This is a genomic window from Pseudomonas izuensis, assembly GCF_009861505.1.
Taxonomy (GTDB): domain Bacteria; phylum Pseudomonadota; class Gammaproteobacteria; order Pseudomonadales; family Pseudomonadaceae; genus Aquipseudomonas; species Aquipseudomonas izuensis.
Genome location: NZ_WTFT01000037.1, coordinates 93,925 through 120,803 on the forward strand (window position 1 = coordinate 93,925; position 26,879 = coordinate 120,803).

Here is a 26,879-nt window from a genome sequence, read left to right on the forward strand (position 1 = left end):
AGTTTATGAAGCTCGACAGCCGTTTGATAATTCGAATACCGGGTCGAATCGGAGCGCATCCCAGCAACTATTTCCATGCATCACCTCATTAATTACCACCACCGCCCTGCGCGCCTGTGCTTGTCCGGCAACGCCTGCTTATAACCGATCGGTCTAAAACTCCCGTTACCGAGGCGGGTCAGTTTCTGAGTACCCGCCGTTTTGGCCGGGTATCGATTGACCCTCCCCAACGGAAAAACCGGTAAGGAATTTATGTGCGGATTAGCTGGCGAGTTACGTTTTGACGATCAACCTGCAGACCTTGCAGCCATTGAGCGAATCACCCATCACCTGGCGCCACGCGGCCCTGACGCCTGGGGTTTTCACAGCCAGGGGCCGATTGCCCTGGGCCATCGACGCCTGAAAATCATGGACCTGTCGAACCGCTCGGCGCAGCCGATGATCGACCATCAACTGGGTCTTTCCCTGGCCTTCAACGGCGCGATCTACAATTTCCCCGAACTTCGCACCGAGCTGGAAAGCCTGGGGTATGCCTTCTATTCCGGTGGCGACACCGAAGTGCTGCTCAAGGGGTTTCACGCCTGGGGTGAGGCGCTGCTGCCCAAGCTCAATGGCATGTTCGCGTTCGCCATCTGGGATCGCGATGCCAAACGTCTGTTCATCGCCCGCGACCGCCTCGGCGTGAAGCCGTTGTACCTGTCGCGCACCGGCCAACGCCTGCGCTTCGCCTCGTCGCTGCCGGCGTTGCTCAAGGGCGGCGACATCAACCCGGTCCTCGATCCGGTCGCACTCAATCACTACTTGAACTTCCACGCCGTGGTCCCCGCGCCACGCACCTTGCTGGCGGGCATCGAAAAACTGGCGCCGGCCACCTGGATGCGCATTGAAGCGGATGGCACCACCGAGCAGAAAACCTGGTGGAGCCTGCCCTACGGTCCTCGCGCCGATGAGCTGAATCTGACCCTCGAAGACTGGCGCGACCGGGTGCTCGACAGCACCCGCGATGCGGTGGCGATCCGTCAGCGCGCGGCGGTAGACGTCGGCGTGCTGCTGTCCGGCGGTGTCGACTCGAGCATGCTCGTCGGTCTGTTGCGTGAGGTCGGCGTGGAAAACCTCTCGACCTTCTCCATCGGATTCCAGGATGCCGGCGGCGAGCGTGGCGACGAGTTCCAATACTCAGACCTGATCGCCAGACATTACGGCACCGAGCACCATCAATTGCGCATCGACGAAAAAGAGATCATCGAACAACTGCCCGCCGCGTTCCGCGCGATGAGCGAGCCGATGGTCAGCCATGACTGCATCGCGTTCTACCTGCTGTCGCGGGAAGTGGCCAGGCACTGCAAAGTGGTGCAAAGCGGCCAGGGTGCCGACGAATTGTTTGCCGGCTACCACTGGTATCCGCAGATTGACGGCGCCGACGATCCATACGCGGCCTATCGCGAGGCGTTTTTCGACCGCAGCTACGAGGACTACGCCGCCACCGTGCAACCGAAATGGCTGACCGCAAACGACGCCGCCGGTGACTTCGTCAAAGAGCACTTCGCACAACCGGGGGCCGACGCAGCGGTGGACAAAGCCCTGCGCCTGGACAGCACGGTGATGCTGGTGGATGACCCGGTCAAACGCGTCGACAACATGACCATGGCCTGGGGCCTGGAAGCGCGCACGCCGTTTCTCGACTATCGCCTGGTGGAGCTGTCGGCCCGGGTGCCGGCCAGGTTCAAGCTGCCGGACGGCGGCAAGCAGGTGCTCAAGGAAGCGGCACGGCTGGTGATTCCAAGCGAGGTGATCGACCGCAAAAAAGGCTACTTCCCGGTGCCAGGCCTCAAGCATTTGCAGGGCGATACGCTGAACTGGGTGCGTGAACTGCTGCTCGATCCGAGTCAGGATCGCGGCCTGTTCAACCCGGCGATGCTCGACCGTCTGCTGACCGACCCGCAAGGCCAATTGACCCCGTTGCGCGGTTCCAAGCTGTGGCAACTGGCAGCGCTGAACCTGTGGCTCAGCGAACAAGGAATCTGAGCGATGAAACCCCACTCCACTGCAATCAACCAACGCCTGTTGCGCGGTCAGGCGCCCTCTTACGAACGTTTGCAGGCACGCCTGGCCGAAGATGGCAGCGAACTGGGCGCGGCACCGATCGCGGTCCACTGCGGCTGGGGCCGGTTGCTGATCGGTCACACCTTTGCCGATGCAGCCAGCCTCGCCCGGGAGCTGCTCAACGAGCAGCCCGGTGAACGCGACATTGCGTTGTACGTCGCCGCCCCCCAACAGGTGCTGGGGCTGGAGCCGACCCAGCTGTTCCTCGACCCGTCCGATACCTTGCGCCTGTGGTTCAGCGATTACCGCCAGGCCACCCGGGTGTTTCGCGGGTTTCGTATCCGTCGTGCCCAGAGCGACGCCGACTGGAGCGCGATCAATCAGCTGTACCACGCACGCGGCATGCTGCCGGTCGACACCACTTTGCTCACGCCGCGACACTTGGGTGGTCCGGTGTACTGGCTGGCCGAAGACGAGGACAGCGGCGCGGTGATCGGCAGTGTCATGGGCCTCGATCATCACAAGGCCTTCAACGATCCGGAAAACGGCAGCAGCCTGTGGTGCCTGGCGGTTGATCCACACTGTTCCCGGCCGGGGGTCGGTGAAGTGCTGGTGCGGCATTTGATCGAACACTGCATGAGCCGCGGGCTCAGTTACCTCGACCTGTCCGTGCTGCATGACAATCGCCAGGCGAAGAACCTGTACACCAAGCTCGGTTTTCGCAACCTCTCGACCTTCGCCATCAAGCGTAAGAACGGCATCAATCAACCCCTGTTTCTCGGCCCCGGCCCCGAAGCCGCCTTCAACCCCTACGCGCGGATCATCGTCGAGGAAGCACACCGGCGTGGCATTGATGTGCAGGTGGATGACGCCGATGCCGGGATGTTCACCCTCAGCCATGGTGGACGCCGGGTGCGCTGCCGCGAGTCCCTCAGCGACCTGACCAGCGCTATCAGCATGACGCTGTGTCAGGACAAGAGCCTGACCCACAAAGTACTCAAGGGTGCGGGCCTGAACCTGCCGGCTCAGCAATTGGCGGGCAATGCCGATGACAACCTGGCGTTTCTCGACGAGCACCACAGGGTGGTGGTCAAGCCACTGGACGGTGAGCAGGGACACGGCGTGGCGGTGGATTTGCAGACCATCGAAGACGTTCAGCAAGCCATTGAAGCTGCCCGCCGATTCGACAGTCGCGTGCTGCTGGAAAGTTTCCACGAGGGCCTCGACCTGCGGATTCTGGTGATTGGTTTTGAAGTGGTGGCCGCTGCGATTCGCCGACCGGCTGAAGTGGTGGGTGATGGTCAACACTCCATCGGCGCGCTGATCGAAGCCCAGAGCCGGCGGCGACAGGCGGCCACGAGCGGCGAAAGCAAAATCCCGCTGGACCCGGAAACCCAACGCACCTTGCATGCAGCCGGCCACGACTACAGCAGCATTCTGCCTGCCGGCGAGCATCTGTTCGTCCGGCGTACGGCGAATCTGCATACCGGCGGGGTGCTGGAGGATGTCACTGCGATCCTCCACCCGACCTTGCTTGATGCCGCCGTGCGAGCTGCGCGGGCGCTGGATATTCCCATGGTCGGCCTCGACTTGATGGTCTGCGCCGCCGATCAACCGCAGTACGTGTTTATCGAAGCCAACGAACGCGCCGGACTGGCCAACCATGAGCCGCAACCGACGGCGGAACGGTTTGTGGATTTGTTGTTTCCGCATAGTCAGTCGGTCGCCTTGTAGAGAGGATCGTCTGGTCGACCGCCTTCGCTGGCAAGCCAGCTCCTACAGAAATTGCGCAAAACCTGTAGGAGCTGGCTTGCCAGCGAAGACGGCCTGACAGCCAACGAATGTCTTCCTCATCGAAACCATCGATGGCCTCAACTCATCAGGAGTTTCCATGACCCGCAAAATTCCCGAACCGGACCTGACCTACCTGCAAAAAGTCCTGCTGGAAATGCTCGCCATTCCCAGCCCCACCGGGTTCACCGATACCATCGTGCGCTATGTCGCCGAACGCCTTGAAGAGTTGGACATTGCGTTCGAGATGACTCGGCGCGGCACGATCCGCGCCACCCTCAAGGGCAAGAAAAACAGCCCCGACCGCGCCGTGTCGGCACACCTGGATACCATCGGCGCGGCTGTGCGTGCGATCAAGGACAACGGCCGCCTGACCCTCGCACCGGTCGGCTGCTGGTCCAGCCGTTTTGCCGAGGGCAGCCGGGTGAGCCTGTTCACCGACAATGGCGTGATCCGTGGCAGCGTGTTGCCGCTGATGGCGTCCGGGCACGCGTTCAACACTGCCGTGGATGAAATGCCGATCAGTTGGGACCACGTCGAATTGCGCCTGGACGCTTACTGCGCGACGCGAGCCGATTGCGATTCCCTGGGAATCAGCGTCGGTGACTTCGTGGCCTTCGATCCCTTGCCGGAGTTCACCGAAAGCGGCCACATCAGCGCCCGTCACCTCGACGACAAGGCCGGTGTCGCGGCGCTGCTGGCGGCGCTGAAAGCCATCGTCGACAGCGGTGAAGAACTGCTGATCGACTGTCACCCGCTGTTCACCATCACCGAGGAAACTGGCAGCGGCGCTGCCGCGGCGTTGCCATGGGATGTCAGCGAATTCGTCGGCATCGACATCGCACCCGTCGCACCCGGCCAGCACTCCAGCGAACACGCCGTGAGTATCGCAATGCAGGACTCCGGTGGCCCCTATGACTATCACCTGTCACGACACTTGCTGCGCCTGGCCAGCGACAACGAGTTGCCGGTACGCCGCGACCTGTTTCGCTACTACTTCAGCGACGCCCATTCGGCGGTGACGGCCGGTCACGATATCCGTACCGCCCTGCTCGCCTTCGGCTGCGACGCCACTCACGGCTACGAACGCACCCATATCGACAGCCTCGCCGCCCTCAGCCGCCTGCTCAGCGCCTACATCCTCAGCCCGCCGGTGTTCGCCAGCGATGCGCAACCGGCCAAGGGTTCGCTGGACCGGTTCAGTCATCAGCTCGAACATGACACGCAGATGGAGAGCGATACACGGGTGCCTTCGGTGGACAGCCTGGTGGGGCAGCGATCGGATACCTGACCAAAAATCTGTAATGGATGATCTGACGCCTTCGCGAGCAGGCTCGCTCCCACAGGAGCACGCGGTTCACTGTGGGAGCGAGCCTGCTCGCGAAGGGGCCGGATCAAACGACACAAAGCCTGGAGGCTAGCGGCGTCCTCCCATTCGCCGTAGCATCGCGCCATTGCTTACCCGAGGTGCCTATGCTGATTCCCCACGAACAACTTGAAGTCGACACCCTGACCCGCCTGATCGAAGATTTCGTCACGCGCGACGGCACCGACAACGGCGATGACACACCGTTGGAAACCCGTGTCCTGCGTGTGCGCCAGGCTTTGACCAAGGGCCAGGCATTGATCGTCTTCGACCCGGAAAGCGAGCAATGCCAGTTGATGCTCAAGCACGATGTGCCCAAGCATCTATTCGACTGATTTTTTCTTTCGGGGCTCCTTACGCTGGATCCGCTCGTGGATCTCGGCCCGGTGCACATTGACGCTGCGCGGCGCCTCGACGCCGAAACGCACGGTGTTCCCGTTGACGGCCACGACGCGTATGGAAATGGTGTCACCGATGGAAATCAATTCGCCTACAACACGACTGAGTACAAGCATGGCCTTCGTCCTTCAGGGTTACCGGACCTTGAAGATGCCCGGCGCAGGACTGGCCTACAAGGCAGCGGCAGTAATCCAGACCGAACTGACAGCCGCCGGCCAACTCCCCTGACGGAAACGTCTGACAGGTCGTTGGGTTGAAGGCGTGATACGTCAGGAGGCGGAAAAGCGCGGGCCAAACAGGATGACGCTCGCCCCGATCACGCACAGCGCCACGCCGATCCAGTCCGAGCCCAGCGGGCGAATCCGCTCGACCACCGCCAACCAGCCAATCGAAGCAATGATGTAGATACCGCCGTAAGCGGCATAGGCGCGACCGGCGTAGGTGGCTTCGATGCGGGTCAACAACAGGGCGAACAGGGTCAGGCTGAGCAATGCCGGGAGTACCCACCAGAAACTTTTGCCCTGGCGCAGCCACATCCAGAAAGCGAAGCAACCGGCGATTTCAAACAGCGCGGCAAGAAAAAACCACAGGTAATTGAGCATGTAACTGTCTCGCGAGGATGGCCGATGGCGGCCATCCTGACGAGGCTGCGGCCTACGGGCAAGTTCAGCCTGTGGTTTGTTTGGCCTTGGCGCGCATTTTGTCGGCCATCAGGGTCATTTCGTTGTACAGCAGTTGCGGGTTCTTCTGCTTGAGCGCCCAGGCCATACGGCCCTGTTCGTGAGGCAGGATCATGAACTCGCCGGTGGCGACCTGACGGTAGATGTAATCGGCGATGTCGGCTGCACTGATGGGCGAACTTTCCAGCAACTTGCCGACCTGGGCCTTCATGGCCGGGGTCGGGCCACGGAATGAATCCAGCAGATTGGTCTGGAAGAATGACGGGCAGACCACATGCACGCCGACTTCCTGGTGCGCCAGTTCGATCAGCAGGCTTTCGGACAACGCCACCACGCCGGCCTTGGCCACGTTGTAGTTGCTCATGGCCGGGCCTTGCATCAACGCAGCCATCGACGCGATGTTGATGATCTTGCCTTTGCTCTTTTCCAGGAGCGGCAGGAAGGCCTTGCAACCCTTGACCACCCCCATCAGGTTGATCGCGATCTGCCAGTCCCAGTCTTCCAGGGACAGTTCATTGAAGAACCCGCCGGAGGCCACGCCCGCATTGTTGACAATCACATCGATGCCACCGAGTTTCACTTCGCAAGCCTGTGCGAAGGCGGTCAGCTGGCTGTAATCGCGCACGTCACAACGCTGGATAAAACCGTCGCCACCCGCTTCGCGCACCAACCTCAGGGTTTCCTGCAAGCCGGGCTCGCTGACGTCGGACAAGGCCAGCTGCCAGCCTTCGCGCGCCCAGCGCAGCGCGATTTCGCGACCCAGGCCAGAGCCCGCACCAGTGATCATCATGCGATTTTGCATAGCAAACAGCCTTGTTGTTCCGGGGAAGATGCGTCGAGTGTAGCGAAGGACACCGCCCGACCCACGCTCCATCAAATTGCTGAATGGCCCGAGCAAACCCTGGAAGCGTCGCCCACAACTAACGCCAATGGAAACGAAATAATCCCTTGTTCGAAAAACATTAAAAAAACTTGGAATTTTCTTCGATGCGCAGCAGTCGGATTTTTTAAGCAGCTCGAATTAATTGCATTCCCGCTGACCATTAACGACTAGGTCATTCCTGAATTCTTACAGCAAGGAAATAGACATGGGCACAATTCTACTCATCATTCTGATCCTGTTACTGATCGGTGGTCTGCCGGTCTTCCCGCACTCCAGAAGTTGGGGTTATGGCCCGTCCGGTATCATCGGTGTGGTGTTGGTGGTGATATTGATCCTGTTGTTACTCGGCAAGATATGAAGAACTGATCGGCAAAAAAAAGAGGCCCTTTATGGGCCTCTTTTTATTGCGTTGTCACTCTTTTACCGGCTCGTTAGTCCGGCTTGCCGTCGACAACACCGGCGGTGTTATCGAGCAGGCTCTTGGTCGCCGTCTGCAGGAACGCTTCCAGCTTGGTTTTCATCTCGGCGGTACGCGGTGCATCCGGTATCACTTCGGCGTGCGGGTTGGCGCCCAGCTCGTACTGGTACATCTTCGGCGCCATGTCCTTGTCCTTCGGCAGCACCAGAATCTGGTCAGCCGTCACGATGGCCGTGGTCTGCTCGCTCCCCGATGGCTTGATCACGCCAAAACCGGTATCGCCTTCAGGCAGGTTCAGCAGGTCGCGGCCCCAGCACTGATGGCGCACTTCCCCGCCGATCCGGCCCATGATGGTCGGCACGATGTCGACTTGAGTACCGACAGTGTGATCCAGCTTGCCAAACTTCTCCTGGATGCCCGGTGCGATCATCAGCATCGGCACATTGAAACGACCCAGGTCCATTTCGGTGATCTGACGCTCGTTGCCAAAACCGTGGTCGCCGACAACGACAAACAGGGTTTCCTTGAAGTACGGCTCCTTGCGAGCCTGTTCGAAGAACTGACCCAGCGCCCAGTCGGCGTATCGCATGGCGGTCAAATGTTCGTTCAGGCTGCCGCGATCGGTCACGCGCTCGACCGGCAATGGCGTCGGCAAGGCGTACGGGGTGTGGTTGGACAGGGTTTGCAGCAAGGCATAGAACGGTTTCTTGTCCTTGCCGTCGCGGGCTTTCAGCTCTTCCAGGCCACGGTTGAACATGTCCTGGTCGGACACGCCCCAGGTCGGATCGGAGAACACCGGGTTGACGAAGTCGTTACGCCCGATGAAGTTGGTCATGCCCTGGTTGCTGAAGAAACCCGACTGGTTGTCCCAGGCGAAGTCACCGTTGTAGACGTATACGTCGTCGTATTTGCGGGCGCTGAGCAACTGCGGCAGGCCGGACAGTTTGTGGCTGCCTTCCGGGGTCTGCATCAGGTATTCAAAACCCGGCAGGTTCGGGAAGCACGCCATGGTGGCGAACATGCCCTGATGGGTGTGGGTACCGTTGGAGAAGAAGCGGTCGAACAGCAGGCCTTCCTTCGCCAGCTTATCCATGTATGGCGTGATATTACCCGGTGCGCCCAGTGCGCCCACCGAGTGACCGGCCATGCTTTCCATCAGTATCACGACGACGTTCTTGATCGGCAGGGTCTTGTCGGCCGGTGGCGTGTAGTCGCGACGCACCGCGGCGGTCTCGCTATCCACCAGTTTGTCGTCCTTCATCAGCAGCATGTCACGCACGGTCTGCTGCGCCATCGGTTGTGGCAACGTGGCTTTCCAGATGTTGTCGCGATCCTGGGACATCCGGTCCTTCGCCGCCGCCGCCAGGGACAGCGTGCCGTTGAGGCCCAGCTGGTTGGCAAAGTTGGAATCGGTGGTGTAGGCGTCACCCCAACGCATTGGCGGGCCTTGACGCAGGGTGCCACGGGCCGCGACCACGCAGATCAGCAGGCAAACCGCGAACACCATGATGCGTACATACCAAGGCGCGACCTGGCGTGTGCTGATGCTGCCGCCACTGAAGGGGCCACGGGGACGGGTGGCACGGTCGGCGCCCTTGAATGCCAGGCTGAGGATCCAGGTGCCTACGGCCCAGGCCAGCAGGTAGCGGACCACAGGGAAACCGTACCAGAGCATGCTCATTACGGTTTTCGGGTCTTCCTTCACATACTGGAAGACCAGGCCGTTCAGGCGCTGGTGGAATTCACGGTAGAAGTCCATCTCCATCAGGCCCAGGAACAGCGCGATGCTGGAGGCCACCGTCAGCCAAAAACGGAAGAACCCGCGCGCCGCCATGGCCCGCGCGCTGAACAGCGCCAGCAGTAATGGAACGCTCAGGTACACCACCAGACGCAGGTCGAAACGCAGGCCGTTGGCAAACGCTTCGACAAAGGTCGAGGCCGGTGTGTTGAGGATCATTTCGCGGTTGTAGACCAGCAGCGCGAGGCGCAGCGCGGAAAACATCACCATCATGACCAGCGCGCACAACAACGTGTAGGCCAGATGCGATTTGACGGTCGGTTGCAGCAGGCGACTAGAAGCTCGCTGCTGATTCAGGGCGTCCGGAATTGCCATGTCGTTTTAGGACCCATTGGAAGTTGAAGTTTCAAAAATTCAGCTGCGCCCTGCCCTCTATTGGCCACTACTTGGCCCCGGGACTTGCGCGGTGCGCAAATGGTGCACGATCGATCGCGGCATTGCCATTGATTACTGACAGGTCATGCCGGCGCGCGCGAATTGTCTTGGAGCCTTTGTGAAAATTTTGTGCAACGCATATCTGGAAACACAATAAAGGCTTTGATGGGGTGTTGGATTACAGGGGGGGCGTGCGGCCACTTCATACCTGTGGGAGCGAGCCTGCTCGCGAAAAACGCCCGAACAACGCGATCATTCAGACCGCGCGCGTTATCGTTGACGTCCATCGCGAGCAGGCTCGCTCCTACAGAGAGCAAATCGATATCGCGCTTATTTCTCAGCGCGAGCCTTGAGGTTTTTCAAGGTATCGAACGGCGCATCGACCACGAATTTATTGGCAACCATCGACGGCACGCTGCCGCCCGGCTCGGTGTGTACCTGATAAGTCACTTCAACCTGATCGCCCTTGGGAACGAACTTCCAGAAGCCGTCGACCTTGGCAACCCGCACAAAGCCTTTTTCTTCAGGGAGGTACTTGGGCACACCTTCGAGCTTGCGGGTCAGGCTGCCGTCGGCGCCTTCGATGGTGGTGACATGCAGCACCGAATCGCGCGGGGTGACCGGCCATGGCGTATTGAATTGGGTGTAGGTCCAGCTCTGATCGCCTTCGTGCTTGAGCAACTTCTGGGTTTTGCACTCGTGAATCCAGGCACAGGCGCCAGACACGTCTTCCTGCAATGCGCGCAGTTTGGCCACGGTGGTTTTCATCAGGGTGACACCCTGATAAGCCTTGTAATCGGAACCGGCCACTTCACTCAGGGACACCTTGATGCCGTCTTCGTTTTTTGCGACTTTCCAGTCTTCGGCCTGGGCGAACGAGGTGGCCAATACAGCCGACAACCCACACAGAACAGCCATACGATGCAGCGAACCCATAGTCTTATTCCTTATTGTTGAAGTTCCGTTCGTTGACACATCACGCGGCGGTCATCTGCTCCCACCAGCCCAGCAACCGGATCGCTTCTTCACTACTGCTCCCGCACACCTCGGGATCAGCTTCAAAGGCCGAGCACACCGCCGGACGCTCCGGTTCACCGAAAATATTGCACAGATTATCGGCAGACAGTTGCAGGCAACGCTCCCCGGCGGCTTTGCCGTTGGGCATACCGGGAATGGGTGAACTGATGGATGGGGCAATACAACAGGCGCCACAGCCTTCACGGCATTTCATGACGACGAGCTCCTCGCGACGGGCAATGTGTAAACGGACGGGACACAGAGTAACCGCTAAAACAGTTGTTTTAAATTACCGGGCCGCGGGTTTTTCCACGCAAAGTGGTGTGACCGGGCAGTCTCCGACAAAGCGTCTACCCGGCGGGTTACGAACTGTCTGGATTTACCGCTTGAATTCGAATTCCAACGCTGCGCCTTCGACTTCACGGCGCTCTTCGTTGCGCATTTGCAACTGCATTTCGTTGCTGATCAAGCGACCGTTGAGCTGGAACTGACTGCTCTTGTCACCGAACATTTGCGGCAGCACCGTTTCGTGCTTGGGCAATGGTACGGTGCCGACCGGTTTCAACTCATCGACCATGTCCTTGGGCAGGCTCAAATCCAGGTCGGCCGGAGGGAGTTGGGTTTTCACCACTTCACTGGCCGGTTTCGACTTGGAGACGATCGGTGGGCGTTTTTTTTCCGCAGCCGTTTTCTTTTTAACCGGTGCAGTTTTCTGGATGGGCGTATTTTTCTTTGAAGGTGTGCTTGCCGCCGGTTTTTCCTGATCGGAAGCGGCCATAACGGATACCGGCTGAGCGCTGACTAACAGGCAGATCAACAACCAGGCGGCAGTAAAAATCGGTTTCATGGATCCAACGGCGCACATCGCGCAAACGACAGAGGGGCCATATGCTCGCTTGTTGCAGACGCCATGACAAGCACGGGCAGCAATAACCCGCCCGCCCCGTTAAAAGCCGCCCGCCATCTCCTGGCAGAGTTGAGTGGCCAGCATGCCCAAGGTCATCAATGCGCGTTCGGCTTCCCGATTCCAGGGAATGCCACAGTTCAGTCGAATACAGTGATTGAACTGCTCGGTGTTACTGAAAATCAGCCCCGGCGCAATACTGATGCCCTGCTGCAACGCACGCACGTGCAGCTCCTGGGTATTGACCCGCCCCGGCAGGCTCACCCACAAAATGAAACCGCCGGTCGGCCGGGTCATTTGCGTGCCTTCCGGGAAATACTGCTGCACCGCCAGCTGGAAGGCACTGAGGTTCTTGCGGTACTCCTGACGGATGTAACGCAAATGGCGGTCGTAACCACCATTCTCCAGATAAGCGGCAATGCCCATCTGCGTGACGCTGCAGGCCGAATGGGTGCTGAAGGTCTGCAAGCGCTGAATTTCCTGTTGATACTTGCCGGCAATCATCCAGCCGATCCGCACACCGGGCGACAGGGTTTTGGAGAAGCTCGAGCAATAGATCACCCGGTCCAGCCGGTCGTAGGCCTTGAGCGCCTTGGTGCGTCCCTGCTCGAACATCAGCTCGCCGTAGATGTCGTCCTCGACCACCTGAATGTCGAAATCCGACGCCAGGCGCAGCAATTGTTTCTGCCGCTCTTCGGGCATGGTGCCGCCCAATGGATTGCTCAGGCGCGTGGTCAGCACCAGCGCCTTGATCGACCATTGGTTGGCGGCCAGTTGCAGGGCTTCGAGGCTCATGCCGGTAGAGGGATCGCTGGGGATCTCGATGACCTTGAGCCCCAACAGATCCGCCAGTTGCAGCAAACCGTAGTAGGTTGGCGATTCGGCAGCGATGAGATCGCCCGGCCGGGTCAGCACTCGCAAGGACATTTGCAAGGCATCGACGCAGCCGTGGGTGATCACCACTTCCGACGGGTCGACCACCACCCCGGCATCGCGCATGCGGATGGCCACTTGTCGGCGCAACGGCTCGAAGCCTGGGCTGAACATGTAGCTGAATGCACGGGGACTATGGAAACGGGTGACCTTGGCCAGTTGCTGATGCAGTGCCCGTACCGGCAGATAGTCGACGCTCGGCACCGCGGCGCCCAACGGGAACACACCTTCGCGGCGGGATTCGACCAGTACTTGCTGGATGATGCTGCTGCGGGTGACCAGGCCTGGACGCTCGACCCGGGCAATGTCCGGCGTCGGTGCGGTCAGGGCCGGCGTCTGGTGCACGTAATAACCCGACTGCGGCCGGGCACGGATCAACCCCTGATCTTCGAGGTTGGCATAGGCCTGTAACACGGTGGCATGGCTGACATTGAGCTGCGAGCTCATCTTGCGTACCGAAGGCACGCGCTCTCCAGGTTGATACACACCGCGGCGGATGTCTTCAGCCAGTTGCTGAGCAATACGTTGGTAGAGCAAGAGATTGGTCATGACGCAGCACTCGATTTCACAGGCATTTTATTCTTGTAGGAAACGATACCGGAACAGTTTAGAAGTGTACTGGGACAGTTGCCACAATAGTCGACCGTACAGTGCAGTGTCAGCAAAATCTGTACTGCTTTTATCGGAAAGCTCGACTGTTTGGCAGGCACAAAAAAACCCGGCACTGACTGGCAGGCCGGGCTTGTAGGAGCCGGCTTGCTGGCAATGGCATCACTTCGGCGCCTCTGAAACACCGCGGTGATGTGATCGCCAGCAAGCCGGCTCCTACAGAGATTGTGGTTTCAATGGGAAGCCGTTCTCAGCGGGCGGCGCCGAGCTGGCCTTTTTCGTCGGAGAACACAATTTCCACCCGACGGTTCTGTGCGCGCCCCCGCTCGGAAGCGTTGGCGTCCACCGGGTACTCATCGCCATAACCTTCGACCTGAATGCGCTTGTCTTCGATACCCAGGTCCATCAGCACATCCGCCACCGATTGCGCACGGTCACGGGACAGCTTGAGGTTTTCCTGCTTGCCGCCAGTACTGTCGGCATAGCCTTCGATGCGCACCACGCGCTTGGGGTTGAGCTGCAGGAACTGCACGATCTTCAACACCACACGGTTGGCCGAGTTATTCAGCTCCGCCTCTCCGGTGTCGAACAGCACATCACCCAAGGTCATCACCAGGCCCCGATCGGTCTGGGTGGTGGCCAGCGCCACAATCTGTTCTTCGAGCCATTTTCCCTGCTGCTGTACGTTGAGCAGCTTGGATTCGCGCAAGGCCAGTTGCAGGCGTTGACGCTCCAGTTCCAGCTTCGCGGCGCGCTCTTCGTTGAGCACCCGATTGGTGTGCTCGCGGGCGATTTCGCTGTAGCGTTGACTCAGGTAGGCGTAATGCGCGACATCCGAACCGCTGCCCCAATAGCTGGATAACCGGTCGGCGCGCGCCAGGGACTCACCGGCGCGAATCACATCCTTGGGCGCGATTCGCAACACGTTGGCATCTTCCTTGACCTTCTGGAAGTCAGCACCAGCCTGCTGCAACACCGCCTCGCTGTGCTGACCGGCGCAGCCGTAAAGACTCGCGCAACCTGCCAGGATAAAACCGCCGAACATCTTGGACCCGAGGCTCATTGGGTATCTCCCAATTGCTTGCGCAGGCGGGTGATGCGGGTATTGAGCACGTTCAACTGCTCCTCGCTCTTGAGGGTCAGGACCCGTGCCTCAGCCAGGCGCGCGTCAAGCTCGGCCTGCTCGGAGCGCATGCGCGCATTTTTGTAGGATTGATCGGCCATGCTGCCCTTGGCGCGATTGTACTTGTCTTCGGCCAGTTTCATTTCCGGCACTTCATCGGCCGTGGCGCCAACGGCCTTGGCCTGTTCGAGTGCCTGTGCGGTCAGGCGCATTTGTTCATTCGGCGCCGGATCGGCTGCACAACCCGCCAGAGCCAGAACGGCCAGGGCAGCGAAAAGAGGTCGAATACTCACTAAAAATCCCTACTGTTTTGGGGTACTGACAGGTTGTTTCTGCTGCGCGTTCCAACGCTCGATATTGCGCTGCAGCACGGCCTCGGTCAGTCCGGACGCGGGCAATTCTGTCATCTTTTTGGCCAACTGTCCGCGCAACCACGGATCGTTGCAGGCCGAGTTATGGGAAACCGCCAGATACAGTCCCGGTTTGTCGACCGGTTGCGCGCGAGCGATCAGGTCGTTGGCCATGCCGAGCGTTTGCGCCATTGCCATGCCGGAATAGCGCCCGGCCAGGACGAATTCCACCTCACTGAGCAGCAACTTCTGAAAGGCCTCAGTCAAGTTGGGTGTACGGACAAGGGTCAGGTGCTGCTCGGCGTAAATACCGAAGGCGGAGGTCAATCGAGACTTTTCCGACAACGCGCCGGTATGACCGTGCAGGTCCTGCACGTCGTTGTAGACCAGCGGCGAATCCTTGCGGGTCCAGACCAGATAATCGTTTTCCAGCAAGGGCGGATGGATATAGTCCAGAGACTCCAGCTCGCCGACCGTCAACGGTGCATCGGCCAACATGTCCATGCGACCACTGCGCACCTCATCCAGGGCCTGGGAGCGTTTGCCGGCGTAAAGCAGTTCAACCTTGATGCCCAACTCTTGCGCCACTTGCTGCAACAGATCGGCGCTGGCGCCTATCAGGTGCCTGGGGTTTTGTGGGTCTTGCCACAGATAGGGTGGCGCATCCGGGCTGCCGGTGACCACCAGGCGCTCGCATTTGCCGGCCGCATTCGACAATACCGGCAACATTGTCAAACTCAGCAGCAATGACCAGCCACACATTCGACGCGGATCCATGGCATTACGCTCCACTCAAATCTGGTTAGATCTTCCCTTGTAGGAGCCGGCTTGCTGGCGATGGCGTCCTTGAGATCGCCATCGCCAGCAAGCCGGCTCCTACAGAAAGGGCAAAAAAAAGCCCGACCAGAAGGTCGGGCTCTTTATAAGTGAAGCAGCCGGATTAGACCAGCTTCTCCAGCTCAGGGATGGCTTCGAACAGGTCTGCCACCAGGCCGTAATCGGCCACCTGGAAGATCGGCGCTTCTTCGTCCTTGTTGATCGCTACGATCACTTTGGAGTCTTTCATGCCGGCCAGGTGCTGGATCGCGCCGGAGATACCGACCGCGATGTACAGCTGTGGAGCAACGATCTTGCCGGTCTGACCGACCTGCATGTCGTTGGGTACGAAACCTGCGTCGACCGCGGCGCGGGAAGCACCGACGGCAGCGCCCAGCTTGTCGGCCAGGGCGTACAGGTGTTTGAAGTTGTCGCCGTTTTGCATGCCGCGGCCGCCGGAAACGACAATCTTGGCAGCGGTCAGTTCCGGACGATCGGACTTGGCCAGCTCTTCGCCGACGAAGCTGGAGATTGCAGCATCGTGAGCAGCAGCAACGGATTCAACCGAAGCCGAACCACCAACAGCTGCAACCGGGTCGAAACCGGTGGCACGCACGGTGATCACCTTGACCGCAGCGTTCGACTGAACGGTGGCGATGGCGTTACCGGCGTAGATCGGACGCTTGAAAGTGTCAGCGCTTTCTACCGAGATGATCTCGGAGATCTGGTCAACGTCCAGTGCAGCGGCAACGCGCGGCAGGATGTTTTTGCCGTTGGAAGTGGCGGCAGCCAGGATGTGGCTGTAACCCTTGCCCAGCTCGGCAACCAATGGCGCAACGTTTTCCGGCAGCTGATGCGCGTAAGCAGCATTGTCAGCGTTCAGGACTTTGCTCACACCAGCGATTTTCGCTGCGGCTTCAGCCACGGCGCCAGCGCCTTGACCTGCAACCAGCACGTGGATGTCGCCGCCGATTTTGGCAGCGGCAGCAACGGTGTTCAGCGTGGCCGGGGCCAGCACTTTGTTGTCGTGTTCAGCAATAACCAAGATAGTCATTTAGATTACCTTCGCTTCGTTTTTCAGTTTCTCGACCAGTTCAGCCACCGACTTGACCTTGATACCCGCGCTGCGTGCAGCAGGCGCTTCGACTTTCACGGTCTTGTTGGTGGAGGCGGTGGAAACGCCCAAAGCGTCCGGAGTCAGCACTTCGAGAGGCTTCTTCTTGGCTTTCATGATGTTTGGCAGGGACGCGTAGCGCGGCTCGTTCAAACGCAGGTCGGTGGTGACGATGGCCGGCAGTTTCAGGGAAACGGTCTGCGCGCCGCCGTCGATTTCACGGGTGACAGCCACGCTGTCGCCGCTGATTTCGACTTTGGAGGCGAATGTGCCCTGACCATAGCCGCTCAATGCAGCGAGCATCTGGCCAGTCTGGTTGTTGTCGCTGTCGATGGCTTGTTTGCCAAGGATCACCAGCTGAGGCTGTTCCTTGTCGACAACAGCTTTCAACAGTTTGGCAACGGCCAGGGAAGTCAGATCTTCGGCGGATTCGACGAGGATGGCGCGGTCGGCACCCAGAGCCAGCGCGGTGCGCAGTTGCTCTTGAGCGGTGGACGGGCCGACGGAGACGACGACGATTTCAGTCGCAACGCCTTTCTCTTTCAGACGTACGGCTTCTTCCACTGCGATTTCGCAGAACGGGTTCATCGACATCTTGACGTTGGCAAGATCGACGCCGGAATTGTCCGCCTTGACGCGGACCTTGACGTTGTAATCCACAACGCGTTTGACAGCTACAAGAACCTTCATGGATTCCTCGTTACTCTCCGGTGAAAAGAAAGTCGCCTAGGCGAACCTGGCGGTTGATGCTCATGGGGCGCAAGGGCACCTCTAAAAACGCCGGCATTCGTGTCAAAGTGACCATCGCTCACGATGTTCATGACCGTTCGTCAGTGGTGACCAACGAGTCATTCAATATCGCGGCGTGTAAACTGCGCGCAACCCCGAACGGCGCGTCACCTTGTACTGCCATCGCCCTGTCTTTAGAGGTGCTCTTGAAACCAACAGTCAGCCTACGGCGAGCGCAAAACCGCCCGTATCTTGACCGGAACACCTATTCCGGTCAATACGGCAAAATAGCCGTTCATAACCCGCGTGACTTTGATTTCTCTGGCTTTGCGGCAATTCAAACAAACGTTTGTATTGGACGCTAGGAGTGGTGTAGATATAATGCGCCACCCAGAGAGAAAGGTGGTTCATCGATTGTCCTCTTCCCGCATTGTGCAGGGATTCATGGATGCGACACCAAACTTCCAATTAGAAAAAAAACTGTTGAGCCTTGAGTAGGAGATAACCTGTGGAACGCGAATACATGGAATTCGACGTGGTCATCGTCGGTGCCGGCCCCGCTGGTCTTTCCGCCGCCTGCCGATTGAAGCAGAAGGCCGCCGAAGCCGGTAAGGAAATCAGCGTCTGCGTGGTTGAAAAAGGCTCCGAAGTCGGTGCTCACATCCTGTCCGGTGCGGTGTTCGAGCCTCGGGCCCTGAACGAATTGTTCCCGAACTGGAAAGAACTCGGCGCACCGCTGAACACGCCGGTCACCCGCGACGACATTTTCGTGCTGAAAAACGCCGAAAGCGCGCAGAAAGTTCCAGACTTCTTTGTGCCCAAGACCATGCACAACGAAGGCAACTACATCATCTCCCTGGGCAACCTGTGCCGCTGGCTGGCCCAGCAGGCCGAGAACCTGGGCGTGGAAATCTACCCGGGCTTCGCCGCCCAGGAAGCGCTGTTCGACGAAAATGGTGTGGTCCGCGGGATCATCACCGGTGATCTGGGCGTTGATCGCGAAGGTCATCCGAAAGAAGGCCTGTACACCCCGGGTATGGAACTGCGTGGCAAGTACACGCTGTTCGCCGAAGGTTGCCGTGGCCACATCGGCAAGCAACTGATCAAGCGCTTCAACCTCGACAGCGATGCCGACGCCCAGCATTACGGCATCGGCCTGAAGGAAATCTGGGAAGTTGACCCGGCCAAACACCAGCCAGGCCTGGTGGTACACACCGCCGGTTGGCCGATGGACATCATGGGCACCGAGAACACCGGCGGCTCGTTCCTCTATCACCTGGAAAACAACCAGGTCGTCGTCGGCCTGATCGTCGACCTGTCCTACAGCAACACCTTCCTGTCGCCGTTCGACGAGTTTCAGCGCCTCAAGCACCACCCGGTGCTCAAGCAGTACCTCGAAGGCGGCAAGCGCATCAGCTACGGCGCCCGCGCCATCTGCAAGGGCGGCCTGAACTCGCTGCCGAAAATGGTGTTCAAGGGCGGCGCGCTGATCGGTTGCGACCTCGGCACCCTCAACTTCGCCAAGATCAAAGGCAGCCATACCGCGATGAAGTCCGGCATGCTCGCTGCCGAGTCCGTGGCTGACGCGCTGTTCGCCGACCTGGACGGCACTGCAGAACTGACCACCTACGTGGACGCGTTCAAGAAGAGCTGGCTCTACGACGAACTGTTCGCCAGCCGTAACTTCGGCCCGGCGATCCACAAGTTCGGCGCCATCGTCGGTGGCGGTTTCAACTGGCTTGACCAGAACATCTTCGGCGGCAAACTGCCGTTCACCCTGCACGACACCAAGCCAGATTACGCTTGCCTGAAACTGGCGGCCGACTGCAAGAAGATCGACTACCCGAAACCGGACGGCAAGATCAGCTTCGACAAATTGAGCTCGGTGTTCATCTCCGGTACCAACCACGAAGAAGAGCAGCCGTGCCACCTGAAGCTGGCTGATGCGAGCATCCCGATCACCAAGAACCTGCCGCTGTACGACGAACCTGCCCAGCGCTACTGCCCGGCCGGCGTGTATGAAGTAGTTACCAAGGAAGACGGCGAGAAGCGCTTCCAGATCAACGCCCAGAACTGTGTTCACTGCAAGACCTGCGACATCAAGGATCCTGCGCAGAACATCACCTGGGTCACCCCGGAAGGCGCTGGCGGCCCGACTTACCCGAACATGTAAGCCGAACGCCACAACAAAAAATGCCCCGACTGGTCGGGGCATTTTTTTTGCGAACGTAAACCTGCAGGAGCTGGTTTGCCAGCGAAGAGGCCTGCACATCCAACATCGACGTCGCCGGACACACCGCCTTCGCCAGCAAGCCGGCTCCTACAGATCAGAGGTGCGCACCAAGGCCATAAAAAATGCCCGTATCTCGCGACACGGGCATTTTCTTTAGCCGGCCAGCCGATATTCCTATCGGGTGGCGGAACCCACCACAGCAGCCCCTGCATCACGGCGCTTGTTCTTGATGCCGTAGCAGCCCCACATGAACACGAGCCACACCGGAATCGCGTACACCGATGTCTGGATCCCCGGAATCAACAACATCACACCGAGAATGAACACCACGAACGCCAGGCAGATGAAGTTGCCATACGGATACCACAAGGCCTTGAACAGCGGCGTTTGTTTGGTCTTGTTCATGTGCTGGCGGAACTTGAAGTGCGAGTAGCTGATCATCGCCCAGTTGATCACCAGGGTGGCCACCACCAGCGACATCAACAGTTCCAGCGCGTTCTGCGGGATCAGGTAGTTCAGCAGCACCGCAATCAGCGTCACGGCAGCCGAAGCCAGGATCGAACGCACCGGCACGCCGCGCTTGTCGATCTTCGCCAAAGCCTTCGGTGCATCGCCCTGCTCGGCCATGCCCAGCAGCATGCGGCTGTTGCAGTAGGTGCCGCTGTTGTACACCGACAGCGCCGCGGTCAGGACCACGAAGTTGAGGATGTGCGCGGCGGTGTTGCTGCCGAGCATAGAGAACACTTGCACGAAGGGGCTACCGCTGTAGGAGTCACCGGACGCGTTCAACGTGGTCAGCAGGCTATCCCAAGGTGTCAGCGACAGCAGGATGACCAGGGCGCCGATGTAGAAAATCAGGATCCGGTAGATCACCTGGTTAATGGCTTTCGGGATCACGGTTTTCGGCTTGTCCGCTTCGGCAGCGGTAAAACCGAGCATTTCCAGACCACCGAAGGAAAACATGATGAACGCCATGGCCATTACCAGACCGCTGACACCGTTCGGGAAGAAGCCGCCGTGGGACCACAGGTTACTGACCGCCGCTTGCGGGCCGCCATTGCCGCTGACCAGCAGGTAGCTGCCCAGGGCAATCATGCCGACGATCGCCACGACCTTGATGATCGCGAACCAGAACTCGGCCTCGCCAAAGACTTTGACGTTGGCCAGGTTGATGGCGTTGATCAGCACAAAAAACGCAGCCGCGGAGACCCAGGTCGGGATGTCCGGTGCCCAGTAGTGGATGTATTTGCCGACCGCTGTCAGCTCAGACATGCCCACCAGAATGTACAGGATCCAGCAGTTCCAGCCCGACAGGAAGCCGGCAAAGCCGCCCCAGTACTTGTGCGCGAAATGGCTGAAGGAGCCGGCCACCGGATCTTCGACGATCATTTCGCCCAGTTGGCGCATGATCATGAAGGCGATGAAGCCGCAGATGGCGTAGCCGAGGATCATCGACGGGCCGGCGGATTTCAGCACCCCGGCCGAGCCGAGGAACAAACCGGTACCAATCGCGCCACCGAGGGCGATCAATTGAATGTGGCGATTTTTCAGGCCGCGTTTCAGCTCGCCTGAATGCGAGTTTTGTCCACTCATGAAAAGGGTCTCACGCAAGGTTTGATGATGTTCAGTAGACGTTGCTGCTTGTAAAGGGCGTTAAGCGGCACCGATCAAACCCCAGCGCAGGCACCAGGAGTTCAGCGTATTTACAACGGTCATGCGTCACCTGTTTGTTTTTATCTGTGACGAAATCGAACCCGACACGCTCGTGACGCGGCGGAGTGAACAAGGCGGATAGCCTTGAGGTTTGCGCAGATGCGCAGGAGGTCACAGGTAAAACGCGGCGCATTGTACACCGCTAACCCCCTGCTGCCAGACACCACTGGATCAGTGTGTTGGTTGCCGGGATTGCCTGTGTCCACCCCGAGAGGCTCGGGCGGCTGCAAAAAGGGAGTCAGGCCTTTGCAGGCCTTTGAAGGGGACAGTCGAAAAACCGGCCCACGCTGAGAGCTGGAAACGGATTGCGGCGTTCATTGCGCCTCCTTTTTGTTATGCACCTGCACGACAGGCATGGCGCGCATAACACCTTGCCTGGGGTGGGGAAACAAGCGGGATAGAGCGGTGAATAGAGATCGAAAGGGTTATGGAGCGGAAGAAATTTCTTACAGTCTCTGCGCAATGAAGATTTCTCGGGGCCAATCGGCAAAATTCGTCAGGTTTTCTTTACGGATCGTAAAACTGTCTTTCCAACCTGAGCAATGCAGCGATCCTGCCGACGCTTTCGCGGGCAAGCCCGCTCCCACAGGTATTGGTGCTCCCACAGATTTTGGGCTCGGCCCAATCACTGTGGGAGCGGGCTTGCCCGCGAAGAGGGACTGGCAGAAACCACATCACTTAAGCCAGGTAAAAAAAAACGCCAACCCGAAGGCTGGCGTTTCTCACTTGCAGCTCAAAGCTCGAAGCTTACCGCTGCTTCACTCCGGCTTGCGACGACCAAAGCCCGGACGCTGACCGGAACCGGCCGGCGCTCCGCGACGCTTGCCCGACGGTTTGTCACCGTCGACCAGCTTGATCCCCGGACGCTTCGGCGCCGGCTTGGCCGGGCGCTTGGTCTCGGCCGGACGATCCGCCACTGGCGTACCGCGACCTGCTGGAGCACCACGACCTTCGCCACGCTCGGTGCGGCCGCTGGCCGGACGCGGAGTGCGTGGGCCGCGCTCACCGTCCTGGCGTGCAGCAGGCTTGCGACCTGGACGCTCGCCTTCGATCTGCGGCTCACGATTGACTCGCGGGCTGGTGGCCGGCTCACCGGTGGCTGGACGCAGAGTGCGCACGCGGTCGGTCTTGGCCATTGGCCGCGACGATTTACGCTGCATGCGCTCAAGCTTGTCTTTGCTCTTGGCGGTCATTTGCGGCATGGCCACCGGGGTCAGACCTACTTCAGCACTCAGAATGTCGACTTCGTACTGGCTCATTTCGCGCCAGCGGCCCATCGGCAGGTCGGAGTTGAGGAACACCGGACCAAAACGCACGCGTTTCAGACGGCTGACCACCAGGCCCTGGGATTCCCACAGACGACGAACCTCACGGTTACGGCCTTCCATCACCACGCAGTGATACCAGTGGTTGAAGCCTTCGCCGCCGGGCGCCTGCTTGATGTCGGTGAACTTGGCCGGGCCATCTTCGAGCACGATGCCCGCTTTCAGGCGCTCGATCATCTCGTCGTCCACTTCGCCACGCACACGTACCGCGTATTCACGGTCCATTTCGTAGGACGGGTGCATCAGGCGGTTGGCCAACTCACCGTCGGTGGTGAACATCAGCAGACCGGTGGTGTTGATGTCCAGGCGACCGATGTTGATCCAGCGGCCTTCTTTCGGGCGCGGCATCTTGTCGAACACGGTCGGACGACCTTCCGGGTCGACACGGGTGCAGATTTCGCCATCGGGCTTGTTGTACATGATCACGCGGCGTACCGACTCGGCGGCTTCTTCGCGCTTGATCACCTTGCCATCAATGGTGATGGCGTCGTGCATATCGACGCGCTGCCCGAGGGTGGCGTCTTTGCCGTTGACCTTGATACGGCCGTGGCTGATCCAGGCTTCCACGTCACGGCGCGAGCCAACGCCGATACGGGCGAGGACTTTCTGCAGTTTTTCGCCTGCTGGGCCAATTGGCTGGTCGTCTTTCTGGTCGTTGATACTCATCTGGGCACCTCCCGGTGTGGTCTGAAAACTGGGTACTTGGGCGAAGGGATCGCCGAAGGGTCGCGAATCATACGCGCATGAGTGCGTTTGCGCATCAGAGACTAGCTGATCAATGCAAGGTTACTTGCTTTTCCGCCGACCGGTGGTGCGTCACAAATCTCTGTAGGAGCTGAGCTTGCTCGCGATGGCGGTGTGTCAGTCAATTCGATGTCGAATGTGCCGCCGTCATCGCGAGCAAGCTCAGCTCCTACAGGATGGGTGTCAATCGTCAAATTGGCGGCGTTCGGCCTCGATGGCTTCGGCCAAGGCCAATGCTTCCGCTTCTTCATCACTAAGCTCAGGTTTCGGCTGCTCAAGGGCAGCAACAGCGGCCAGCAGTTTTTCGCGAGCTGCGGCAACGCCCAGAATGTCCTCTTCCTGCTCAAGCTCGCTTTCTGGTTCGGGCTCGTCTTCAGGCTCAGGCACTGATCCGACCTGGACGCCTTCGGTTTCCGGCTGTATGTCAGCGAATTCAGGATCAGACTCTGTCACCTCACCATCTCGCAACAAATCATCGAAATCCGTCTTGATCCCCTCCTCCATGCTATCCAGCTCCAGCAACAGCGTATGGAAACTGGTTTCCTCCTTGGGCTCTTCCGGTTCGGCGCTGGCATCGGCCAGTTCCTGCAACGAAGCAGGTACGGGTGCGTCGTCGAAGTCGAGCACCGGATCAGGTTCCAGCTCGCGCAACTCCGCCAATGGCGGCAAGTCGTCGAGGTTTTTCAGGTTGAAGTGATCGAGAAACGCCTTGGTGGTAGCGAACATCGCCGGTTTTCCCGGTACGTCGCGGTAACCGACGATACGAATCCACTCGCGCTCCATCAGCGTCTTGACGATCTGGCTGTTGACTGCCACACCCCGCACATCTTCAATCTCGCCGCGGGTAATCGGCTGGCGATAAGCAATCAACGCGATGGTTTCGAGCATCGCGCGGGAATAACGCTGCGGACGCTCTTCCCACAAACGACCGACCCATGGCGAAAACTTTTCGCGGATTTGCAGGCGATAGCCGGAGGCGACTTCCTTCAACTCGAATGCGCGACCCTCGCAGGACTTGCCCAAAATGGTCAGGGCTTTCTTGAAAACCGCCGGCTCAGGCCGCTCGGCTTCTTCGAAGAGTTCGAACAGGCGCTCCAGGGATTGCGGTTTTCCCGAGGCCAACAGAAAGGCTTCAAGCAGTGGCGCCAGCTCGCGGGGTTCACTCAGGTTCATGATTCAACTCGTTATTCGGCTCGGGCTCGCACGTGGATCGCTGCGAACGGCTCATTCTGCACCAGCTCGACCAAGGATTCCTTGACCAGCTCGAGGATTGCCATAAAGGTCACTACCACGCCCAGCCGCCCTTCTTCAGCGGTGAACAGCTCGACAAACGGTACAAAACCGCCGCCCTTGAGCCGTTCCAGCACGTCGCTCATGCGTTCGCGGGTGGACAGCGCTTCGCGGCTTACCTGGTGGCTTTCAAACATGTCGCCACGGCGCAATACCTCGGCCATGGACAGCAGCAGTTCCGACAGACGCACGTCCGGCAACAGCTTGCGCGCCCGTGCTTCCGGTGCGTCGAGCTTGGGCACCACCACATCACGACCGACGCGGCTCAAGCCATCGATGCCTTCGGCGGCAGCCTTGAAACGCTCGTACTCCTGCAAGCGGCGGATCAGTTCGGCGCGCGGGTCTTCTTCCTCGTCTTCGACGGTTTCCGCCCGGGGCAGCAGCATCCGCGACTTGATCTCGGCCAGCATCGCGGCCATCACCAGGTACTCGGCAGCCAGTTCCAGGCGCACCGATTGCATCAACTCGACATAACCCATGTACTGGCGGGTGATTTCCGCTACCGGGATGTCGAGAATGTTGATGTTCTGCTTGCGGATCAGGTACAGCAACAGGTCGAGCGGGCCTTCGAAGGCTTCGAGGAAGACTTCCAGCGCATCCGGCGGGATGTACAGGTCCAGCGGCATTTCCATGACCGCCTGGCCATAGACCATGGCGAAGGGCAGCTCTTGCTGGGCTCCGGCCTGACTGTCGACGGGTTCTACTGCGGACATCTAGGCCTCGGCCATGAACGGCGCAGGGTCGCCGCAGCCAGCGCGGATCACTTCCGGCTCGCCGTCGGCGAGGCTGATCACGGTGGAGGCCTTGATGCCACCGAACCCGCCGTCGATGATCAGGTCGACCTGATGTTCGAGCAACTGGCGCATTTCATAGGGATCGGTGAGCGGATCTTCGTCGCCGGGCATGATCAGGCTCACGCTCATCAGCGGTTCACCCAACTCGGCCAGCAAGGCCAGGGCGATCGGGTTGCTCGGCACCCGCAGGCCGATGGTGCGTTTTTTCGGGTGCAACAGCAGCCGCGGGACTTCGCGGGTGGCGTTGAGAATGAAGGTGTAGGGTCCGGGCAGATGAGCCTTGAGAATGCGGAAGGTGCCGGTGTCGATCTTGGCAAACAGGCCCAGCTGTGACAGATCGCTACAGATCAGCGCGAAGTTGTGCTTTTCATCGAGCTGACGCAGGCGTCGAACGCGCTCCACGGCGACCTTGTCGCCGATCTGGCAACCGATTGCGTAGGAGGAGTCTGTGGGATAAATCACCACCCCGCCGTTGCGGATGATCTCGACAGCCTGTTTGATCAGGCGCGCTTGCGGGTTTTCCGGATGAATCTGGAAAAATTGACTCACATTCTCTACCTGTTCAGACGACGGCAATAATTGGGTCATGTTTGAACCGACACCACAGTGGTGGCAGATCGTCCGGGAGCGGGCGGTATTCACCGATCTCGGACCAGCCTCCAGGGCCATGAAAATCACTGCCGGCGCTGACCAGCAGACCGAATTCGCGGGCCAGAATGGCCAGGCTGCCCACTTGCTCGGCAGGCTGATGGCCATTGACCACCTCGATCGCGTGGCCCCCTGCTTGAATATAGTCGGCAATCAGGCGGCGACGCTTGCTGCGGGTGAAATCATAGTGCCAGGGGTGCGCCAGACTGACCCAGGCCTTGGCCGCGCGCAGGGTTTCGACCGTTTCTTCCAGGGTCGGCCAGTGTTGCTTGACGTCCCCCAGCTTGCCGGCACCCAACCATTTGCGAAACGCTTCGGCGCGATCCTTGACGAAACCCTCGCGCACCATCCAGTCGGCAAAGTGCGGCCGGGCCGGCGCATTGCCGCTGTCACCCAGCTCCTGCTGGATTTCCCGGGCACCGTCCAGTGCGCCGGGCATGCCCTTGAGCGCCAGCTTGCGACTTATTTCCTCGGACCGTAGCCAGCGGCCGTCGTGCAATTTGGCAATTGCCTCGACCAATGGCGCGGCATTGACGTCGAAACCGTAGCCGAGCACATGAATGGTCGCGCCGCCCCAGGTACAGGACAATTCGACGCCATTGACCAGTTGCATCCCCAACGCATCTGCTGCGTGGCGTGCCTCGTCGAGCCCCTCCAGGGTGTCGTGATCGGTCAAGGCCAGGACTCGCACGCCTTTCTCGAACGCACGCGCAACCAGAACCTTAGGCGCCAGGGCGCCATCGGAGGCCGTGCTATGGCAGTGCAAATCAACATTCACAGGGCT

General features: G+C 59.6%; 26 protein-coding genes. 7 read left to right on the top strand and 19 right to left on the bottom strand.

Features of this window, described 5'->3' with window-relative positions:
- Window positions 1–252: 252 nt before the first annotated feature.
- From GPL81_RS25175 to GPL81_RS25190, 4 genes are all read left to right on the top strand, one after another.
- Window positions 253–2,025 carry an N-acetylglutaminylglutamine amidotransferase gene (locus GPL81_RS25175; RefSeq protein ID WP_160108912.1) on the top strand — a complete coding sequence of 591 codons (1,773 nt, stop codon included), beginning with the start codon at window positions 253–255 and terminating at the stop codon, window positions 2,023–2,025.
- A gap of 3 nt (window positions 2,026–2,028) precedes the next feature.
- The gene (gene ngg / locus GPL81_RS25180; protein ID WP_160108913.1) at window positions 2,029–3,777 is read left to right on the top strand and encodes an N-acetylglutaminylglutamine synthetase; all 1,749 of its coding nucleotides are present in this window, start codon (window positions 2,029–2,031) and stop codon (window positions 3,775–3,777) included.
- A 157-nt stretch (window positions 3,778–3,934) separates the two neighbouring features.
- Window positions 3,935–5,125, top strand: coding sequence for an osmoprotectant NAGGN system M42 family peptidase (locus GPL81_RS25185; protein ID WP_160108914.1), 1,191 nt, complete (start codon window positions 3,935–3,937; stop codon window positions 5,123–5,125).
- Between the two features lie 182 nt (window positions 5,126–5,307).
- Window positions 5,308–5,535, top strand: a complete 228-nt coding sequence (locus tag GPL81_RS25190; protein WP_160108915.1) for a YheU family protein — start codon at window positions 5,308–5,310, stop codon at window positions 5,533–5,535.
- Here GPL81_RS25190 and csrA read toward each other — a convergent pair.
- The 3 genes from csrA to GPL81_RS25205 all read right to left on the bottom strand — a co-directional run bounded on the left by csrA (window position 5,524) and on the right by GPL81_RS25205 (window position 7,081).
- Entirely contained in the window at window positions 5,524–5,715 is a 192-nt protein-coding gene (gene csrA, locus GPL81_RS25195) for a carbon storage regulator CsrA (protein ID WP_160108916.1), read from the bottom strand. The two genes, GPL81_RS25190 and csrA, sit on opposite strands and share 12 nt — an antisense overlap.
- A gap of 153 nt (window positions 5,716–5,868) precedes the next feature.
- A complete protein-coding gene (locus GPL81_RS25200) occupies window positions 5,869–6,201 on the bottom strand; it encodes a YnfA family protein (protein ID WP_096512842.1) in 333 nt (110 codons plus the stop codon).
- Between the two features lie 64 nt (window positions 6,202–6,265).
- Complete coding sequence (locus GPL81_RS25205) at window positions 6,266–7,081, bottom strand: SDR family oxidoreductase (protein ID WP_160108917.1); 816 nt, start codon at window positions 7,079–7,081, stop codon at window positions 6,266–6,268.
- Window positions 7,082–7,361: 280 nt separating this feature from the next.
- On the opposite strand from GPL81_RS25205, the gene GPL81_RS25210 reads away from it, so the two are divergent.
- Window positions 7,362–7,520, top strand: coding sequence for a DUF3309 family protein (locus GPL81_RS25210; protein WP_170948722.1), 159 nt, complete (start codon window positions 7,362–7,364; stop codon window positions 7,518–7,520).
- A 73-nt stretch (window positions 7,521–7,593) separates the two neighbouring features.
- Here the strand turns inward: GPL81_RS25210 and GPL81_RS25215 are convergent, their stop codons facing one another.
- The 10 genes from GPL81_RS25215 to GPL81_RS25260 form a co-directional block, all read right to left on the bottom strand.
- On the bottom strand, window positions 7,594–9,693 hold the full coding sequence (locus tag GPL81_RS25215; RefSeq protein WP_160108918.1) for an LTA synthase family protein: 2,100 nt from the start codon (window positions 9,691–9,693) through the stop codon (window positions 7,594–7,596).
- A 390-nt stretch (window positions 9,694–10,083) separates the two neighbouring features.
- A complete protein-coding gene (locus GPL81_RS25220; protein ID WP_160108919.1) occupies window positions 10,084–10,689 on the bottom strand; it encodes an START domain-containing protein in 606 nt (201 codons plus the stop codon).
- Between the two features lie 40 nt (window positions 10,690–10,729).
- Window positions 10,730–10,984 (bottom strand): YkgJ family cysteine cluster protein, encoded by a 255-nt coding sequence (locus GPL81_RS25225; RefSeq protein ID WP_160108920.1) that lies wholly within the window; start codon window positions 10,982–10,984, stop codon window positions 10,730–10,732.
- A gap of 165 nt (window positions 10,985–11,149) precedes the next feature.
- Window positions 11,150–11,617: a translation initiation factor 2 gene (locus GPL81_RS25230; protein WP_160108921.1), complete on the bottom strand. Its 468-nt coding sequence runs from the start codon at window positions 11,615–11,617 to the stop codon at window positions 11,150–11,152.
- A gap of 99 nt (window positions 11,618–11,716) precedes the next feature.
- Complete coding sequence (locus tag GPL81_RS25235) at window positions 11,717–13,156, bottom strand: aminotransferase-like domain-containing protein (RefSeq protein WP_096512847.1); 1,440 nt, start codon at window positions 13,154–13,156, stop codon at window positions 11,717–11,719.
- A gap of 310 nt (window positions 13,157–13,466) precedes the next feature.
- Window positions 13,467–14,279, bottom strand: a complete 813-nt coding sequence (locus tag GPL81_RS25240; RefSeq protein ID WP_160108922.1) for an OmpA family protein — start codon at window positions 14,277–14,279, stop codon at window positions 13,467–13,469.
- Complete coding sequence (locus tag GPL81_RS25245) at window positions 14,276–14,632, bottom strand: DUF4398 domain-containing protein (protein WP_096512849.1); 357 nt, start codon at window positions 14,630–14,632, stop codon at window positions 14,276–14,278. Before GPL81_RS25245 ends, GPL81_RS25240 begins: the two co-directional genes overlap by 4 nt.
- Before the next feature lie 9 nt (window positions 14,633–14,641).
- Entirely contained in the window at window positions 14,642–15,466 is an 825-nt protein-coding gene (locus GPL81_RS25250; protein WP_160108923.1) for a substrate-binding periplasmic protein, read from the bottom strand.
- A gap of 163 nt (window positions 15,467–15,629) precedes the next feature.
- The gene (locus GPL81_RS25255) at window positions 15,630–16,559 is read right to left on the bottom strand and encodes an electron transfer flavoprotein subunit alpha/FixB family protein (RefSeq protein WP_160108924.1); all 930 of its coding nucleotides are present in this window, start codon (window positions 16,557–16,559) and stop codon (window positions 15,630–15,632) included.
- Window positions 16,560–17,309: an electron transfer flavoprotein subunit beta/FixA family protein gene (locus GPL81_RS25260; RefSeq protein ID WP_007987229.1), complete on the bottom strand. Its 750-nt coding sequence runs from the start codon at window positions 17,307–17,309 to the stop codon at window positions 16,560–16,562.
- Between the two features lie 62 nt (window positions 17,310–17,371).
- On the opposite strand from GPL81_RS25260, the gene GPL81_RS25265 reads away from it, so the two are divergent.
- Window positions 17,372–17,713 (top strand): hypothetical protein, encoded by a 342-nt coding sequence (locus GPL81_RS25265; protein ID WP_160108925.1) that lies wholly within the window; start codon window positions 17,372–17,374, stop codon window positions 17,711–17,713.
- A gap of 143 nt (window positions 17,714–17,856) precedes the next feature.
- Window positions 17,857–19,521, top strand: coding sequence for an electron transfer flavoprotein-ubiquinone oxidoreductase (locus GPL81_RS25270; protein ID WP_160108926.1), 1,665 nt, complete (start codon window positions 17,857–17,859; stop codon window positions 19,519–19,521).
- A gap of 234 nt (window positions 19,522–19,755) precedes the next feature.
- On the opposite strand, the gene GPL81_RS25275 is transcribed toward GPL81_RS25270, so the two are convergent.
- The 6 genes from GPL81_RS25275 to GPL81_RS25300 form a co-directional block, all read right to left on the bottom strand.
- Window positions 19,756–21,174, bottom strand: coding sequence for an amino acid permease (locus GPL81_RS25275; RefSeq protein WP_160108927.1), 1,419 nt, complete (start codon window positions 21,172–21,174; stop codon window positions 19,756–19,758).
- 878 nt (window positions 21,175–22,052) lie between these two features.
- A complete protein-coding gene (gene rluB, locus GPL81_RS25280; RefSeq protein WP_160108928.1) occupies window positions 22,053–23,285 on the bottom strand; it encodes a 23S rRNA pseudouridine(2605) synthase RluB in 1,233 nt (410 codons plus the stop codon).
- A 261-nt stretch (window positions 23,286–23,546) separates the two neighbouring features.
- A complete protein-coding gene (gene scpB / locus GPL81_RS25285) occupies window positions 23,547–24,536 on the bottom strand; it encodes an SMC-Scp complex subunit ScpB (RefSeq protein ID WP_160108929.1) in 990 nt (329 codons plus the stop codon).
- Window positions 24,537–24,547: 11 nt separating this feature from the next.
- Entirely contained in the window at window positions 24,548–25,246 is a 699-nt protein-coding gene (locus GPL81_RS25290; protein ID WP_172901685.1) for a segregation and condensation protein A, read from the bottom strand.
- 120 nt (window positions 25,247–25,366) lie between these two features.
- The gene (locus tag GPL81_RS25295) at window positions 25,367–25,996 is read right to left on the bottom strand and encodes an L-threonylcarbamoyladenylate synthase (protein ID WP_160108930.1); all 630 of its coding nucleotides are present in this window, start codon (window positions 25,994–25,996) and stop codon (window positions 25,367–25,369) included.
- A 13-nt stretch (window positions 25,997–26,009) separates the two neighbouring features.
- Window positions 26,010–26,873, bottom strand: a complete 864-nt coding sequence (locus tag GPL81_RS25300) for a PHP domain-containing protein (RefSeq protein WP_160108931.1) — start codon at window positions 26,871–26,873, stop codon at window positions 26,010–26,012.
- Window positions 26,874–26,879 lie beyond the last annotated feature (6 nt).